This is a genomic window from Flavobacterium taihuense, from assembly GCF_019351435.1.
GTDB lineage: Bacteria > Bacteroidota > Bacteroidia > Flavobacteriales > Flavobacteriaceae > Flavobacterium > Flavobacterium taihuense.
The window spans coordinates 92,653-110,525 of sequence record NZ_JAHWYN010000003.1 but is presented as its reverse complement, the minus strand read 5'-3'; the positions used below and the strand labels follow the sequence as shown (position 1 = coordinate 110,525).

Genomic DNA, 17,873 nt, shown 5'->3' with positions numbered 1-17,873 from the left:
ATAATGAAATCTTTTCACATCAAAAGCGACCCCAATCAAAAAGATGGAATAATTGATTTGAGCAAATTAATTCTTGAAAATTCGATAGAATTAAAAAATGAAAACTCACTCAATGAATTAGTGGAAAAAATAGGTGACGCCAAATACGTTTTACTTGGCGAAGCATCGCATGGCACTCATGAATACTATGTTTGGCGGGCTCAAATAAGTAAAATCTTAATTGCAAAAAAAGGCTTTTCATTCATTGCGGTCGAAGGAGACTGGCCGGATTGTTATCGATTAAATCGTTACATAAAAAAATACCCAAACTCAGGCGAAACTGCCGAAGAGGTGCTTCATGCTTTCAATCGTTGGCCGACTTGGATGTGGGCAAATTGGGAAACAGTGGCCTTTGCGGAATGGCTCCGTGAATATAACGAAAAAGAGACAAAAAACCACAAAATCGGTTTTTACGGATTGGATGTCTACAGTCTTTGGGAATCCTTTGAATCGATAATTGACTACCTGGATAAAAAAGACCCCAACACAAAACAAACTGCCATTAAAGCTTTTAAATGTTTTGAACCCTATAATGATGGAGAAGGTCAAGAATATGCAAGAGCCACCCGAATGATTCCGTCACTTTGTGAAAATGAAGTGGTCGAATTATTGTCGAAAATAAGAGTGAATGCAGTAAATTACAATACTGATCCAGAAGCTGTAATGAGTGTAGAACAAAACGCCCAGGTTATTGTTAATGCAGAAAAATATTATCGGGCCATGATAAAAGCAAGTGCAGAATCCTGGAATATCCGTGATAGGCACATGGTTTATACCTTAAATAATTTAATGAAATTTCATGGGCCAAAAGCAAAAGGCATTATTTGGGAGCACAACACACATATTGGGGATGCCCGTGCTACAGATATGGTGGCACAGGGGATGGTAAATGTAGGGCAAATAGTTAATCAGCAGCATGAAGATGAAGGAGTATATTCAGTTGGATTTGGTTCTTACCAAGGTGCAGTGATCGCAAGTCGAGAATGGGGTGATGTGATGCAGATTATGAAAGTTCCGGAAGCTGAAAAACACAGTTGGGAATATGAATTACACCGCTTGTATGCCAAAGACAGAATTATTTTCATGAACCAAAATCTAAAAAAAGAAATAGGAAACATAAAATTCGGTCACCGTGCCATCGGGGTGGTTTATCGTCCTAAATACGAATACTTAGGCAACTATGTACCTAGCAAAATGCCCTATCGCTACAACGCTTTCATCTATCTTGACGAAACTTCAGCTTTGCATCCGCTTCATATAAACCCAGACATCAGACAATTACCCGAAACTTATCCTTTTGGAGTATAAATTAAGTAGTGTACCATCAAAAAGCACAGTCAAAATATTTTAAAAAAAGTAATCTCATAATTAATTCAGGTCGCTAAAATAGTATTTTGAAAAATGGATGATAAATCAAATAGATCAGTAATTGTAATAGTTGCACACCCCGATGACGAAACCCTTTGGGCAGGTGGAACGATACTGAATAACCCTCAATGGGACTATTTCATTATTAGCCTTTGCAGAAAATATGATCAAGACCGTTCCTCTAAATTTTATAAAGTTTTAAAAATTTTAAATGCGCAAGGAATAATGGGTAATCTTGATGATGGCCCCGAACAAAAACCTTTGGATGATATTGAAGTTCAACAATGCCTATTGGATTTAGTGCCCCAAAAACATTTTGACTTAATAATTACCCATAGTCCGCTGGGTGAATACACAAAACATTTGCGACATGAGGAAGTGAGTAAAGCTGTTATTATGCTTTGGAATGAAGGCAAAATTTATGCTGATGCGCTTTGGATTTTTGCCTACGAAGACGGGGAAAAAAAATATTTACCTAAAGCAATTAAAAAGGCTTCTTATTTTGAAACACTCAAAAACGATATTTGGATTAAAAAATATAAGATAATAACCGAGACTTATGGCTTCGAAGAAAACAGTTGGGAAGCAAAAACAACACCAAAAAAGGAAGCGTTTTGGGCTTTCAAAGACCCAAATTCGGCAGTTGGTTTTTTGAATAAATAAGCGATAAAATTAATTACTATGAAAGTATTGGTACTTTATGATTATCCGCCTTCACCCGGTGGATTGGCCACTCAAGGTGATCTTTTATATAAAGGCTTACTGGAATTGGGAGTTGATGCCCACGCTGTACATTTTGATTCAGCCCAAGAGAAAGAATGGTATTATCGCTGGTTTCAACCCGATGTAGTGGTTGGTATTGGTTACTGGGGTCACACGCCACAGTTGATTTTGCATCCACTTCGATATGGTGTCCAGCCAGTTCCATGGCTAGTTGCAGATGGCTATATTGCCAATTATCAGGAAGTTTTAAATGCACTTCCTTTAATATTGGTCACTTCACATTGGGTAAAAGAAATGTACGTCAGAGACGGAATCAATGGTGATAAAATTGAGGTTTTACCTGTGGGTTGCAATACCGATTCTTTTAAAGCTCACGACAAAAACGACCTTAAAATAATTGCTATTCGTGAATCTTTAGGAATTTCTCCCGACCAATTAATGATTTTAACCGTTGGAGGAGATGCCGCATCCAAAGGCGCCCAAGAAGTTATGCAAGCCTTGGCAATTATTGATGCTAAAGCTCCGGATTGGAAATATGTTTGCAAAGTTTGGCCACAGCAACGAACAAAGTCCCAAAACTTCGAAGATTTACAAATGGCATCCGATTTGGGTATCGAGAAAAACATTACCTATGCCACCAACACTATTTCCCGAAATTTTATGCCTTACCTCATTTCTGCTTGCGATATTTATGCCGCTCCTTCTCGATTAGAGGGATTTGGAATGCCACAAATAGAAGCGGGAGCATGTGAAAAACCAGTTATCGGAATTAAAGCAATGGGAATGTTGGATACTTTGATTGACGGTGAAACTGCATTTTTAGCTAATGTTGCAAAGAAAATTGTCGTAAACGAAGTTGTCCTTGGTAATGAATCTGGATTTGAAAATAATTGCCGGGTTACTTTTAAAGAGCCTCGAACGGTCGATTATCGGGCAAATGTACAAGATATTGCTACTGGATTATTAAGCCTGATGAATGATGCGGAACTGCGACAAAAAATGGGTAAAGCAGGTAGGAAACGGGTGGTTGAAAATTTTGATTATAAAATTGTTGCCCAAAAGTTTATAAATATAATGAATGATAAATTAGGGATAAAATAAACTAAAATGATTAATTCTCAACAGATTTCAGCAATAAACATTGCCAAAAAAGCGGCACTTGAAGTGCTTTTACATAATATGCACGGACCATTTCACGGACTACCCCGAACTGCGGGCTGGGGCTATCCAGAACCTTATTCTAGAGATTTACTGATTTCAATTTTCGGAATTGCTGTTTCGGGAAATGAACAGTTATTAGAAAGTATTCGGAAAGTTTTGGAAACTTTGGCTCAACATCAGTCAGAAAGAGGACATATTCCCTCTCTGGTTCATGATTCTGATGACCGGGGAGCAAGCGACACAACTCCTTTATTTTTATTGGGAGTCGGTATTTACAGACAAGTACAGAATGAACCCGATTTTTTAAAAGATGCCGTCCAAAAAGCATTAGTCTGGATGGAATATCAAAGTCCATCGGACATGTATTTAGTTGCCCAGCAACCTACCAGTGATTGGCGCGACGAACAATGGGTACTTGGTTATGGATTATTTGTTAACACTTTGACATATAGTTTTTTGAATATTTTAAATCAATCTGAAAGAGCAGAAAATCTATACCATGAAATGAAACGTTTTACTATTACTGGAGGAACAATTCATCATCATGTGCATGAAGGTTTGGTATTGAAACATAAACCTTATTATGCGTTTTGGTCCTATAAAGTATATAGCAGTGAACGTTTTGATTTGTTAGGAAATTGTTTAGCCATTTTATCGGGAATCGCTTCGCTGACAAGAGCTGATGAAATGATTACTTGGATAGAGACCGAATGCGAAGCATTGAAAAATAATGGGTTATTGGCCGTCGATTTACCTCCTAATTTTTTTCCTTATACCAACCCCTTTGATCCTGATTGGCACGACAGATATGCGGAATTCAATAACCCTGGCGAATATCATAATGGCGGTATTTGGCCTTTTATATGCGGTTTTTATATTGCGGCATTAGTGGCGGCCAAAAGATTTACATTGGCAGAACAGAAATTGATCATATTAACCGAATGTTTAAAAAAAACAAATCTGTCAACTGAATCAGCGGCCAATAATAATAATAATAATAAATCCATCCATTTCATAAATAAGGAGAACATGGAATTTGGTTTTAATGAATGGATAAAAGCACAGAATGGGGAACCCAAAGGTCAAAATTGGCAAACTTGGAGCGCGGCTATGTATTTATATGCCGTTAAATGTGTGGAAGAAAAAACAACTCCTTTTTTTGAAGAAATGCGTAAACGATAATATTATGATTCATCTAAAATACTTTTTACTCATAACATTATAAACTATTCAAATTTTGAAAATCAAAAAAAATAGTATCATCATAGGCATATCGATTTCAGATAAAGTAAACAAATAATAACCAAGCGATTGAATACAACAATACAACTACCGTATCTTAATAATACTTTCCTTTTTTTAAATTTTAGAGATAACAAAAAAACCTTTAAATACTACTATTTAAAGGTTTTTATTTTTTTGCAGGAGATAAAGAAATCCGTTTTTACATTCAATCTTAAACCGATTAATTCCATACTTTTCAGATTAGGTGCAATGTGTTTTTGATGATATTTTTTGTCAGTTCGAGTGATTTTATCAGAAAACCGTATCGAGAACAAGAAAAATTAGAATAAAAATGGTTCTCAATACATTTTTTGTTCCGTCTTACTACTCAAAAAACATTCGAACTGACGTTTTTAATAATTAGATCCAAAGGGTTAATTTACTTTAATTTGTTTTAGGGGTTTGGAAACTGTAACTTCTTTTTTAGGAAGTACAATTTTAAGAACCCCATTGTGATATTCAGCATTGATATTGTCTGCTTTTAAATTTTTTGGGAGGCTGAAGGCTCGATAGAAAGAATTGTATGTAAATTCTCTACTGCGATAATTTTTATCTTCGGTTTTTTTTTCTTCTTCTTTTTCAGCACTTACAATTAGAGTATCGTTTTCTACTTCTACTTTAATATCTTTTCGTTCTAAGCCAGGCACGGCTAGTTCTATCTCATAATCTTTTCCATTTTCAATGATATTAGCAGCTGGAACAAGAGCTAATTCATTTTCAAATAATACATCATTGAGATCAAACAATGATGGCCCAAAAAATGGGCGAGTGAAGAAATCATCCATCAAAAGTGGTAATTCTCTTCCTGTTCTTTTTTTTGATACAGCTAGTGACATAATAATAAATATTTAATTGGTTAAACTTCAAATTTCATAGTATAAATGTATCTTATTTTTTCTAAAAAAAACATGACAAAAATCATTTATATTGCTCATTTTCAATATTTTATGTTTTTTTTTATATGATTAATAAGAATCTACATATTGTTTTTTTTCCATTCAATCAAAAAAAGACAGAATAACTATTTTCAAAGTTTTTTATTAGTGGAGAATAAAAAAAAATGTTATTTATTCCTAGTTTAAAAATAAAATGACAATGTATCTTACTCAGAACCTATGTGTTATATTTTTTATTTTTTATATTCTGCATGATAATTTAAGTTAAATTTGATTTGGATTACCACTTTGCAAATTTCTACAGGGTCAAACAAGGCTCTAAGCCCAAATTGAAAATTATTTTTGACTAATTTTAAAAGTAAAACTTATGTGTTTCTCAGCAAGTGCAAGTTTTGGGGCGGGTGTCATTCTTTCCGCAATAGGTATTGCTTCAATAAAGAAAGCACAATCACCATCACAAATAATTTTTGCCAGTATTCCGTTACTTTTTGCAGTGCAACAAATTATGGAAGGTTTTTTATGGCTGGCTTTAACAAACCCCCATTATGCCCCATTGCAGAAGTTTTCGACATATATTTTTTTATTTTTCGCACAGGTCGTCTGGCCCTTTTGGGTACCTTATGCAATATTAAAACTAGAAATTAAGGAAAGAAGAAAAAGCGTTGATTTTTTTTTAGTTGGCATAGGAACACTGGTTTCGTCATATCTTGCTTTTTGTCTATTTTCCTTCAGTGTTGATGCTGAAATTTTGGAAAATCATATTTCATATAATCAAGATTATCCTGCTGCCATTAACCATTATTTTGGATTTCTTTATATTGTTGCCACTATTGTGCCGGCTTTTTTCTCTCGTATCACACATATGTGGGTATTTGGACTGACGGTTTTAATCTCTTATATAATCAGTAAAATTTTTTATACCGATTATGTTATTTCTGTATGGTGTTTCTTTGCGTCAATTATAAGTATTGCGGTATTGGCAATTCTTTATGAATATAATAAACCTGATAAAATAATTTCTGAACTGCCCTGATCACAATAGTATGCCTTTATACGTAAATAGTTCAATTTAAAGATTTATTACTAGTATTCGTATATATTGATTATTCTGTTAAGTTGACAGATGAAGGAAAGATAAAAAAGAAGTTATGCAAATGTTATTGATGATTATTCCAAAAAGTCGATAAATATTTTACACAAAAGTCAGCAAGTACCCCAAAACAGAACCACCAATTACGATAAGACTGCTATTGATATTTTTGAACCAAAAAGCAATAGTAATACTCGTCAATCCGATACAAATTGCCCTCCAATCCGTAATCGTTGTCATTCCCATATCCACACAGACTGACAAAATAATTGCCACCGATGCGACATTTACTGCGTCCAAGAAAACAGCAAATAATGCAGAATTTCTCATTTTCTTTACCAAAGGATTCAACAAAGCAACAAACAAAAATGAAGGCAAAAAGATTCCGACAGTTGCCAGTAAAGCTCCAGTCCAATCATTAATTTGATATCCTATAAAAGTAACAGAAGAAAATACCGGACCAGGCGTAAACTGTCCTATCGCAATGGCATCTATCAGTTGATGGCGTGATAAAATCCCCGTAGCAACCAACTCACTGTCCAAAAAAGCAAACAAAACATAACCGCTACCGTAGAGAACAGCACCTATTTTTAGAAATATTAAAAATAAACTTCCATTAGAAACCGAAGTACTGGGAGAAATCGAAAAAGGGAAAATGACTATAGACAGGAAATTTTGATTAGTATTTTGAAACAACTTGTTTTTTAAACCAAAAACAAACAAAGCCAAAAAACCTGCCCCAAACAACAAGTACAACTCATTAAATTTCAATAATGACAATATCAAAACTAAAATTCCAATTGCGTAAAGTTCAACTGTTTTTAATGATTTTTTAGCCAAAGGAAAAACAGCAAAAAGGATGATTGCAATTATAGCTGGTTTAATCCCATAAACAAACGGCTGAATCTCCGGAAGCTGTCCGTACTTTTTGTACATCCATGCAAAAAATCCCGTTATCAATACCGCTGGAAAGATGAAACAAAGTCCAGCAACCATTAATCCTCTCCAACCTGCTCTTTCTTGCCCAATATGAATAGCCATTTCGGTACTGTTGGGTCCTGGAATCAAATTGGTAGCCCCAACCAAGTCCAGAAAATGCTGTTCGGTTATCCACTTCTTTTTGGTGACCACCTCCTCCTTCATCATCGCAATATGCACAGCCGGTCCACCAAAACCAATAAATCCCAATTTCAAAAATAATTGAGCAAGTTCCTTTAAATTAATATTCATTTACTTTAAAATCTTGATTGCTAACAGAAACCCCACAAAACCACTCTTTATTATCCTTCGAAAATTAAAACAAAAAAAAACAGCCCAATCAAAAGGCTGTTCGAAAACAAACATTTTAGCTTTAATTTATTTTTTATCACTCTTTCTTTCGGTCATTGCCATACCACATTTAGGACATTTTCCAGGTTTGTCAGCTGTAGAGCCGTCCATCGTACAAACATATTTGCTTTTTACAGCAGTTGAAGTCTGACTTCCTTTTACAGCAGTATTATGTACTTTTTCTTTACTCACCACCAAATCCATTCCGCATTTACTACATTTCCCTTTTTTATCACTCATTTCTTTGGGATGCATTGGACAAGTGTACATTGTTTTTTGAGTTTCTTTACTAGGAGTTGCCACCGTTGTTTGAGCTGACACTGCAGTGCTTATAGCAAAGAATGCTATCAATGCAATAATTAATGTTTTCATAATTTTTATTTTTATTGATTATAAGTTATTAGATTGGTTACTTGTATTTTATTTACTGAGTGGAATTTTACCCGAATAATTATTTAAGAGAGCAAAAGCCGTATTCAGTATCCTTAAGAAACCAAATACAGCACATTTTATATAAGAAATTTAAACTCATTCTATTAAAATCTTTGAACAAAGTTACATTATTCCAAATTCTGAATTAAAAACAACATTATAATTTTTAAATAAATTTCAATATTATTTATCGTTCCCAATGATAGAATAAACAATAGACTGCGATATGGATAAAATAATACTAAAAAATATGGCTACCCAGAATGTATCAACCGTAAAACCACCCACAATTTTCGTACACAAAAGTATCATCAAACCATTTACCACCAACAAAAATAACCCTAAAGTCACTATCGTAAAAGGCAAAGTCAACAATACCATAATAGGTTTAATAAAAATATTAAGCAGTCCCAAAACTACCGCCACAACCATCGCCGTAAAAGGCCCTGCAACATGTACACCTGGTAAAAAATGAGCTATTCCAAAAACCAATCCTGCAGTAATAATTATTCTAATAATCAAATTCATAGTGACGTCTTTTAAAATTTCAATAAATATAATAAAATTTCTATACTATATTAAATTATTTTAAAAAACCACTTGCTAATTCATAAAACATTACTGGATTCTCAGCATGAAGCCAATGACCAACATTAGGAATAGTAGCTAATGCTGAAACAGGGAAATGCGCTTTAATTCCATCTAAGTCTGTATCAAGAATATAATTAGAATTCCCTCCTCGAATAAAAAGAGCAGGTTTTTCAAAAATCAAATCAGAGGATAATGCTTTTCCGATTTCATCAATTTTTCTATTGAAAACATTCAAGTTAAACCGGAAAGCCAATTGTCCAGGTTCTTGCCAATATAAACTTTTCATCAAAAACTGACGCGTTCCGAAATCGGGTATAAACTTTTTCAATATTTCCTCAACATCATTACGACTTGGTTTAATTGAAAAATCAACAGCATTCAATCCCGCCAATATATCCTGATGATGCGGCGCATAAAATTTAGGTCCAATATCAGCAACTATCATTTTTTTTACTAGATCCGGAAAAGAAGTAGCCAAAAGCATTGCCGTTTTCCCTCCCATAGAATGACCAATCACATCAATTGATTGCAGACTATTTGCTTGACAATAATCCGCAACATCCTGAGCCATGAGTTCATAACTAAATTCCTCCGAATGAAAACTGCGTCCATGATTACGCAAATCCAACAAATGAACTTGAAAACCATCGGCAGCAAATTGAACTCCTAATGACTTCCAATTGTCAGACATCCCAAGAAATCCGTGAAGTATAAGCAAAGGTTCCCCAGAACCTTCTATTTTTGAGTAAAGCATTGTAACTTTAAATTGCAGATTTTAGATTGCAGATTGCAGATTTGTATAACCTGCGTCCCATAATCATTAATCTATTAAAAAACTATTTTATCCTTTAAAAGACTAAGCAAAGATATAAAAAATGGAATTTCAAACAACTAGGAATTTCAATCTGTTTTCAAGAAAAATATCACTAAAAGTGGGTATTGCATAACCAATTAAAACAAACTATTTTAGCCGAAATCGGCGACAATGAGTCATTCTTTTAAATCAATAATAACAAAAACACACTATCAGACACAACAAGCTATTAAACAATAAAATAGCAGAAAAAACAAACATTCAAAAACTTTACATTATTAATATTAAATCTAAAAAAATGATTAAAAAATTCCTTTTACTTTCAGTTGTTATTTCTCAACTTACAATTTCTTGTAGTAAAGAAGACACACCGACAGATCCAAGCGAACAAAATTTAGAAACTCAAATTGCAGAAATCGTAAAACTACCTTATTCCTCTTTAAAACCTGAACAACAAAAAGTAAAACTTGAAGCTGAAGCAAATGACATGTTGCTTCAAATGGACAAATCAAAAACGTCTGGAGCTATTGAAGCTATTGAAAATCTTGGAAATTTACTAAGTATAAATTCTATTGACATTTTTGACGGAAAAAACGACAATCAAATTGAAGACATCCTTAATGTCTCAGGAGTATACGCCATCTACACTTGGGACAATGCAAACCAAGTTTGGATTAAAACTGCCTCTTCTACAGAGTTGAAATTTATTTTCCCTGCAAAAAAGAGCCAAACAACAAATAACGCCAGTTTATCATCTAATAGCACTTCATCTGACATAAAAGTACCATTTTCTGACACAGACCAAATCTACCTACCAACCTCAGTTTCTGCAATTTTAACTATTGACAACACCCAAGCAGCTACATTTGTCGTAAATTCAAAATATTCAAATGGAAAAGACACTCCAGATTCATCTGGATTCAAAATGACTTTAAATGATGGTTACGCTTGGGAAATCAGTGGTAAAAAAACACCGATAGAAGCTAAATCAGCATTCACATTTAACGGAAACAACATAATTGAATTTAATTCTGGCAGCACTGCTAACATAGACGAACTATTAAAAGAAGATGCTCTTGTATCATATAGAGGTAAAGCTAACGGTCTTATTAGATTAATGGATAATTTTGTGATTGTATGTGAAATGAATATTGAAGGGTTAGCTAATGATGAAGCGGCTTTAGATCAATCATTAGTATATCCAGAAGATAGTAATTCGAAAACATACTATACGGATTTAAGCACTTATAAGAAAAACTTCTCAGAGGGTGACGTTCTTGCGAACAATAAAAATGTAAAAATGATTCTTGTTTCAAAAAAAGATGGAACAAAAATTGCAGATGTAATCCAAAAATCTGAAAAAACTAATATTTATGATTCTCATAGTGTTTGGGTAGACGACAATACTATAGCCGATTATGGTGGTTATTGGAATTGGGATTACAGTTTTACAGGAGCTTTAGTGCAAGAATACGACGAAGTATTATACTTGAAATTCAATGACAATACCGAAGTTGAAATGAGTCTTTACTTTTCAACAGGATTTGATGATCTAAACACAAAATTCGAAGATTTCTTAACATCATTTGAAAGAAACTAAATATATTTAAAAATTTCAAAAAAAATGAGTCTGTCCGAAAAAAAGGCAGCCTCATTTTTTTATTGTCTGAATTGAAAACGTGCTTTGTCCATAACCTTCCCAAATGCCTAATCCCCCTTTAATATTAGACTTCAAACTAGTGTTTGCTGGAAATATTGGACTTCTGCCATTAATGATCTCATTTTGCCAGCTATTCCAAAAGTCAAAACCGAATTTACTCATCGTTCTTAACTTAACATAAATCAAATCTCCATCTGTAAAATAAGGTTTATACTTTGTTTTAGAAAGAACATAAATACCCCGAGTCACTTGTAATGAAACTGATGAAGAAACAAAGCTATCATCATTTAAATTCCCATACAAAGCTGGAACAAAAACAGGCTCCACATGATCCACCCGAGTCTGGATTTGATAATAATTTTTTCCCACAACAGGATCATCAAATTTCAAATAAATAAAACCTGTTGTATCAGTTGGGCTTTTCTTTATATACTCTGCTGATTTTATAGAGACGACAGGAGGTATACTTGTAGCTGCCTCTATTGTTCTATTCAAATATTGTATTTTCAAAACATAGTTTTTACCTACTTCCCCTATAATCTTTGAACCAGAATAAACATATGGTGGTATTCTGTCATTTTCACTCTTTAAACTTAGAATCTCTTCATTTTCGCCATCAGAAACGGTAACTTTAGCCGAACGAATAAAATAGTCAAAAATGGTTGTAGAATCAATAGTAGCATTTATTGGAATACTTCGCGATAAAATCACCTGAGAAACATCACCTTGTTCGATCCAACCTTCTACAACAATTACTGATTCACCGTTAACACTTTTAACATAATCCTCTCTACTACAAGATATCAAAAAGATTAGCACAAATAACAAACCTATTTTTTTCATCACTTAAAATTTAAATCTCCAACTAATTGATGGCAGTATTGAATACATTTTTTTCTCATCGGTGTCAACACTTATTTTATTCCCAGTTACAGTTACACGTAAAAGGACATAAATAGGGTTATCAATATTAAAAGTATTAAAAACAGAAAAATTCAAAACGCTCTCTTTTTTTGAAGTTTTTAAAAAAGAATAATTAACCGAAACATCTGTACGTATATAATTTGGCATCTGCGCATTATTATAACTCCCAAATTCCCTAACAGGAGTATTATTTACAAAATACCAAGATGTCGGCATTGTAAAGCGATTTCCGGAACTAAAAAGTTGCGTTAGACCAACATTCCATTTTTTATTAAAATCGTAAGTCCCAACAAGAGCAAGATTATGTCGCCTATCATATTTTGAATAAAATACCTCTCCATTATTAAGTCCGTCAAATTGACGAGCAGACCAACTCAAGGTATAACTTATCCAACCATTAAATTTTCCATTATCCTTTTTCAACATCCATTCTAGCCCATATGCTTTACCATTACCTATCAAAATATCATTTTTCAAAGATGTTGTCTCATTGAACTGGGTTAGCCCATAAGGATATTCTATTAAATCGTTCATTGAACGATAGTAACCATTTAAACAAGTATTAATTTGTCTCGAAATTATTTTATTACAGCCAACAGAATAATTGTTTGAGGATTGGGATGGAATTCCATCTGAAGCAGCAACCCAAAAATCCGTTGGTATACCAACACTAGAAGCCGTTATTAAATTAATATATTGATTTTGTCGCGTATATGAAGCAAAAAAAGAAAGACCATTATTCGGAAAATAGTTAAGCATTATTCGGGGTTCTAAATGTAAAAAAGAAGTACTTGAATCTGAAGAATAATAATTCAATCTTAATCCCAATTCGGCACTCAGTTTATCAGAAAATTTAGGTTTAGCCTTTGCAAAAGCCGCAGCATTATTGGCATGATTTTCTATAGCTTGCTTTCCATCAACAATAGAACTCAAATTATCAACTTCAATTTTCTGAGGCGATAAATCATGAAAAGTATATTCGAATCCGGACTCAAGCGGTACATCTTTTACAACATATTGAATTGAACTCATATAACCTAAATCTTTTACATAAGAGGATATTTTCATTTGAACATCCGACTGATCCATAAATAAATCATTCGCATATCGAGTAAAATAAAAAGAATTCTTGAATGTAGTCGTTTCATTGATCAAGCACTTCCAGATTGGAGAAATTACCATATTACTCCATTTTAAATCTGCATTCAAAGACGATTTAGGATCTTTAACTCTAAATTTATCTCCACTTAAGAAAGCATCAACCGTTAAAATGTTCCTTTTAGAAATTTCAGTGATAAAAGTCAAATTACTATCTGAAAATCCATATTTAAAATCCTCTGTTTCCTTTTTAGTATTTTCCTTATCTGATCTTAAAAGAGGTCCAACTATTTCATCAATATAGGTCTTTCTCCCTGAAATATAAAAACCGGTCTTATTATTAATAGGTAAGGAAAATGTTATTTGAGACGACAATAAACCCAAAATTCCTTGCACACAAAATTCCTTAGGAACCAATCGGTTGGGTAATATATCTACAGTAGAGCTCAAACGCCCACCATATTTAGAATTCAAATTATTTCTATCAAACTGTACTTCTGAAACATGATCTGCATTATAAAAAGGAAAAATACCTAATAAATGAGCCATTCCATATACTGGAGTATCTGCATAAAGCATTAAATTATGTCCTGGATCTCCACCTCGAACATACAAATAACCATTTGCATCACCTGAATTTTGTACACCAGGAGTTAATTGCAATAATTTTATAATATCTGTTGTTCCCGAAATAGATGGAATATTTCCCATTTTCTGGGGGTTGAACGCTAATTTACCTCCTAAAGCAATTGTTAAAGGCTTTTTTTGCTCATTCTGAATAACGACTTCTTTCAATTCAAAATTTCTACCCTCTAGCACAATAGATAGAGAGATATCTTTTTTTAAATCTAAATTTAATCTCTTATTTACAAAACCAACATGACTAACTTCAACTTTAACAAATCCAATTGGCATCTCTATTGAATACCTGCCAATCGAATCTGTAGTAATATCATATTTTAGATTTTCACTCGTTAAGAAAGACACATTAGCTCCTATAATTTTTTTTTTATAAGCGTCACTTACAAAGCCGCTAATTGTAACTTTTGATTGTGCTATTAAATTAGAAAAACAAAATAAAAAAAGAAGAAAAATTGGTTTCAAAATACAACATTTATTAAGGAGCACAAAAGTAGACAATCCAAAACCAATTCAATTAACTATTGACTGATCAATCCTCTAAAAAAATCAATTTAAAACTATTTTAATTTTTGCAAATACATATTCACCACATTATCCAAACCAAGATAAATCGCTTCAGAAATAAGAGCGTGACCAATGGAAACCTCCAACAATCCGGGAATATTTTGACTAAAGAACTGAATATTATCCAAGCTTAAATCATGGCCAGCATTGATCCCTAACTCTAAATCATTAGCTAAAACCGCTGCAGTAACGTAAGGTTCAATCCCTTTCTTGTTACCCAAACCATATTGGTGAGCGAAGGCTTCAGTATATAATTCTATCCTTTCCGCACCTACTTTTTTGGCTCCTTCAATCATTTCGAGAACAGGATCAACAAAAATAGATGTTCGTATCCCTTTTCGTTGAAATTCTTGAACGATTTCTGTCAAAAATGACGCATGCGTAACAGTATCCCAGCCTGCATTTGAAGTTATTGCATCAATAGCATCTGGCACTAAAGTTACCTGTGTTGGCATAATTTCGAGAACCAAATCAACAAAAGACTTTTCTGGATTTCCTTCAATATTATATTCGGTGTACACAATTGATTTTAGATCTCTGGCATCTTGATAGCGAATATGACGCTCATCTGGACGAGGATGAATGGTAATTCCCTGGCCACCAAATTGCTGAATATCAGTTGCCACTTTTAGCAAATCAGGCACATTCCCACCACGTGCATTACGCAAAGTGGCGATTTTATTTATATTAACGCTAAGTTTTGTCATAAAAACAAGTATTTATTGTCGTGAATTATATTTGATAAGACAAAAATACAAAGTAAAAGGTAGCATATTTTGTATATTTTTGATTATTTTGCATCGATTATTGAGGATAGACTTATGACAGATTTAAAAGACTACATTACAAACGACTATAAAGCAATTGATGCTCAAGAAACTATTGCTGGAGTTCAAGATTTTTTTGGTGATTTAACCTTTTCTCATTTTCCCGTTATTGAAGAAGGAATATTCATAGGCAGTATTGCCGCCGATGATATTGAAACTTTTGACAGTGACAAAAAAGTGAGTGATTATAAATATGTCCTAGAACATTTTTTTGCCAGAACCAATATGATTTGGTTAGACGTTTTAGAAGTTTTTGCCAAAAACCACACTAATTTAGTCCCAATTCTAGATGAAAACAATAAATATGTAGGCTATTATGAAATTGAAGATGTTATTAAATTTTTTCACGAAACCCCCTTTTTAAAAGAACAAGGAGCCATCCTTATTGTGAGTAAAAACACTGTCGATTATTCGATGAGTCAGATCGTACAGATTGTAGAAAGCAATAATGGTAAACTTTTAGGTCTTTTCATCTCTAATTCGGATGTAAATACCATCGAAGTCACTATAAAAATTAGTATTGGGTCATTGAACGAGATTATTCAAACTTTCAGAAGGTATAACTACGACATCATTTCGGAACATAACGAAGATAATTACATCAAAAGTTTAAAGGAACGTTCGGATTATTTAGACAAATATCTGAATATGTGATTTTGGATTAGATCATTCAAAAATCCAAAATTAACGAATAACAAAATATCAAAACCACAACAAATGAAAGTAGCTATTTATGGCCAATACTATTTAGTAAGCACAGAACCTATTATAAAAGATATTTTTGTGTTTTTCAAAAATAATAATGTAGAAATGGTTATTGAATCCGATTTCTTAAAAATGTTGTATGAAAAAAAAATTATAGAAAATAAATACAACACCTTTTCCTCTCACGATGAATTGGATTCCAGTTTTGATATGTTGATAAGCATTGGTGGCGATGGAACTATTTTAAGAGCAGTTACACTGGTTCGTAATTCTGGAGTTCCAATACTAGGAATAAATGCTGGAAGATTAGGATTTCTGGCTACCGTACAAAAAGAAAATATTGCCGAATTCATGCAATTTGTGATTGACAAAAAATATAAAATTTCAAAAAGAACTTTATTGAGCCTAACCTGCTCTCCTGAAAACAAAGCTATAGAAGGTCTTAATTTTGCGATGAATGAAATATCAGTAAGTAGAAAAGAGACCACATCGATGATAACCATAGACACCTACTTGAATGATGAATTTTTAAATTCCTATTGGGCAGATGGCCTTATAATTGCCACTCCTACAGGAACCACGGGATACTCTTTGAGCTGTGGCGGTCCAATTTTGACTCCTGATGTAAAAAGTTTAGTCATCACTCCTATTGCTCCTCATAATTTGAACGCTAGACCTCTAGTGGTGCCTGATGCAACCGAAATTCGCTTAAAAGTTTTTGGAAGAGAAGAACAATACTTAGTATCATTGGATTCCAGAATAACAAGTGTTGCAAATGATTCCATTTTGACCATTAAAAAAACCGATTTCGAAATAAATATGGTAGAAATTCCGGAAGAAACTTTTTTGAAAACCCTAAGGACAAAATTACTTTGGGGGGAAGACAGAAGGAATTAAAACTTCCCATACGAATTACTCCTTTTTTATCGTTACTACTACAACCTTTGTAGTACAAAAAAGGGATCTGGTCTAAAAAAAGACAGTATTCTTCAGATACGTATTGAATACTATCGATAATTATTATATTTGCACGCAATTTTATAATTTATGAGTAAAATTTTTATTTCATTTATATGTTTTTTTATCTTTACTTCTGTTCATGCTCAAATTAATGAAATAGGAGTTTTTCTGGGAGGCAGTAATTACATAGGAGATGTAGGTTCAACAACTTACATTGCTCCAAACGAACCTGCATTTGGCATCCTATATAAATGGAATAAAAGCCCGAGACATGCTTATAGATTCTCCTACACTCAATCTCAAATTTCAGGAGATGACAGAGATTCAAAAGAACCGGGAAGATACAATCGCGGATATAGCTTTAAAAACAACATCAAAGAACTTTCCGCAGGCTTGGAATTTAACTTTTTTGATTTTAATTTGCATGAAGAAAGAACAAAGTTAACTCCCTATGTATATTCAGGATTAAGCTATTTCTTTTATGATGATTTATATATAAATTCTGGGATTACACATAAAAAAAATATAAAAAACAGCATTGCAATACCAATGACTCTTGGTATTAAAACCAATTTTGCAAGAAATTTTGTTTTAGGTTTAGAAGTGGGAGCTCGATATACTTTTACAGACAATATTGACGGCAGCAACCCAAGCAATAGCAGTTTGCCTAAATTTGGCAATATAAATAATAATGATTGGTATGTTTTCTCGGGTGTCACACTGACCTATACCTTTGGAAAGAAGCCATGTTATTGCGCAGATTAAA

17 protein-coding genes are annotated in these 17,873 nt (G+C 33.2%); 9 read left to right on the top strand and 8 right to left on the bottom strand.

What is annotated here, in order from left to right; all coding sequences use genetic code 11:
• Window positions 1-3: 3 nt before the first annotated feature.
• The 4 genes from KZH69_RS03890 (at window position 4) to KZH69_RS03875 (ending at window position 4,473) form a co-directional block, all read left to right on the top strand.
• Entirely contained in the window at window positions 4-1,347 is a 1,344-nt protein-coding gene (locus tag KZH69_RS03890; RefSeq protein ID WP_219316152.1) for an erythromycin esterase family protein, read from the top strand.
• A 93-nt stretch (window positions 1,348-1,440) separates the two neighbouring features.
• Window positions 1,441-2,070, top strand: a complete 630-nt coding sequence (locus KZH69_RS03885) for a PIG-L deacetylase family protein (protein ID WP_219316151.1) — start codon at window positions 1,441-1,443, stop codon at window positions 2,068-2,070.
• A gap of 18 nt (window positions 2,071-2,088) precedes the next feature.
• Window positions 2,089-3,231, top strand: coding sequence for a glycosyltransferase family 4 protein (locus KZH69_RS03880; RefSeq protein WP_219316150.1), 1,143 nt, complete (start codon window positions 2,089-2,091; stop codon window positions 3,229-3,231).
• 6 nt (window positions 3,232-3,237) lie between these two features.
• Window positions 3,238-4,473 carry an amylo-alpha-1,6-glucosidase gene (locus tag KZH69_RS03875; RefSeq protein ID WP_255557633.1) on the top strand — a complete coding sequence of 412 codons (1,236 nt, stop codon included), beginning with the start codon at window positions 3,238-3,240 and terminating at the stop codon, window positions 4,471-4,473.
• Window positions 4,474-4,949: 476 nt separating this feature from the next.
• Here KZH69_RS03875 and KZH69_RS03870 read toward each other — a convergent pair whose 3' ends face one another.
• Window positions 4,950-5,411, bottom strand: a complete 462-nt coding sequence (locus tag KZH69_RS03870) for an Hsp20/alpha crystallin family protein (RefSeq protein WP_219316149.1) — start codon at window positions 5,409-5,411, stop codon at window positions 4,950-4,952.
• Window positions 5,412-5,838: 427 nt separating this feature from the next.
• On the opposite strand from KZH69_RS03870, the gene KZH69_RS03865 reads away from it, so the two are divergent.
• Window positions 5,839-6,504 (top strand): DUF6629 family protein, encoded by a 666-nt coding sequence (locus KZH69_RS03865; RefSeq protein ID WP_219316148.1) that lies wholly within the window; start codon window positions 5,839-5,841, stop codon window positions 6,502-6,504.
• A gap of 159 nt (window positions 6,505-6,663) precedes the next feature.
• On the opposite strand, the gene chrA is transcribed toward KZH69_RS03865, so the two are convergent.
• The 4 genes from chrA to KZH69_RS03845 form a co-directional block, all read right to left on the bottom strand.
• Window positions 6,664-7,791 (bottom strand): chromate efflux transporter, encoded by a 1,128-nt coding sequence (gene chrA, locus KZH69_RS03860; RefSeq protein WP_219316147.1) that lies wholly within the window; start codon window positions 7,789-7,791, stop codon window positions 6,664-6,666.
• Window positions 7,792-7,917: 126 nt separating this feature from the next.
• Window positions 7,918-8,262: a heavy metal-binding domain-containing protein gene (locus KZH69_RS03855; protein ID WP_219316146.1), complete on the bottom strand. Its 345-nt coding sequence runs from the start codon at window positions 8,260-8,262 to the stop codon at window positions 7,918-7,920.
• Window positions 8,263-8,505: 243 nt separating this feature from the next.
• Complete coding sequence (locus tag KZH69_RS03850) at window positions 8,506-8,850, bottom strand: phage holin family protein (protein ID WP_219316145.1); 345 nt, start codon at window positions 8,848-8,850, stop codon at window positions 8,506-8,508.
• 55 nt (window positions 8,851-8,905) lie between these two features.
• Window positions 8,906-9,667 (bottom strand): alpha/beta fold hydrolase, encoded by a 762-nt coding sequence (locus KZH69_RS03845; protein WP_219316144.1) that lies wholly within the window; start codon window positions 9,665-9,667, stop codon window positions 8,906-8,908.
• A 358-nt stretch (window positions 9,668-10,025) separates the two neighbouring features.
• Here KZH69_RS03845 and KZH69_RS03840 point away from each other — a divergent pair, with 358 nt between their 5' ends.
• Complete coding sequence (locus KZH69_RS03840) at window positions 10,026-11,327, top strand: hypothetical protein (protein WP_219316143.1); 1,302 nt, start codon at window positions 10,026-10,028, stop codon at window positions 11,325-11,327.
• 51 nt (window positions 11,328-11,378) lie between these two features.
• Here the strand turns inward: KZH69_RS03840 and KZH69_RS03835 are convergent, their stop codons facing one another.
• The 3 genes from KZH69_RS03835 to KZH69_RS03825 all read right to left on the bottom strand — a co-directional run bounded on the left by KZH69_RS03835 (window position 11,379) and on the right by KZH69_RS03825 (window position 15,322).
• Entirely contained in the window at window positions 11,379-12,230 is an 852-nt protein-coding gene (locus KZH69_RS03835) for a DUF4249 domain-containing protein (protein WP_219316142.1), read from the bottom strand.
• Between the two features lie 3 nt (window positions 12,231-12,233).
• Window positions 12,234-14,513, bottom strand: coding sequence for a TonB-dependent receptor (locus tag KZH69_RS03830; RefSeq protein WP_255557632.1), 2,280 nt, complete (start codon window positions 14,511-14,513; stop codon window positions 12,234-12,236).
• A 95-nt stretch (window positions 14,514-14,608) separates the two neighbouring features.
• On the bottom strand, window positions 14,609-15,322 hold the full coding sequence (locus KZH69_RS03825) for a pyridoxine 5'-phosphate synthase (RefSeq protein ID WP_219316141.1): 714 nt from the start codon (window positions 15,320-15,322) through the stop codon (window positions 14,609-14,611).
• Between the two features lie 114 nt (window positions 15,323-15,436).
• On the opposite strand from KZH69_RS03825, the gene KZH69_RS03820 reads away from it, so the two are divergent.
• The 3 genes from KZH69_RS03820 (at window position 15,437) to porG (ending at window position 17,872) form a co-directional block, all read left to right on the top strand.
• Window positions 15,437-16,096 carry a CBS domain-containing protein gene (locus tag KZH69_RS03820; RefSeq protein ID WP_219316140.1) on the top strand — a complete coding sequence of 220 codons (660 nt, stop codon included), beginning with the start codon at window positions 15,437-15,439 and terminating at the stop codon, window positions 16,094-16,096.
• A 63-nt stretch (window positions 16,097-16,159) separates the two neighbouring features.
• Window positions 16,160-17,044 carry an NAD kinase gene (locus tag KZH69_RS03815; protein WP_219316139.1) on the top strand — a complete coding sequence of 295 codons (885 nt, stop codon included), beginning with the start codon at window positions 16,160-16,162 and terminating at the stop codon, window positions 17,042-17,044.
• Between the two features lie 150 nt (window positions 17,045-17,194).
• Entirely contained in the window at window positions 17,195-17,872 is a 678-nt protein-coding gene (gene porG / locus KZH69_RS03810; protein WP_219316138.1) for a type IX secretion system protein PorG, read from the top strand.
• The last annotated feature ends 1 nt before the right edge of the window (window position 17,873 follow it).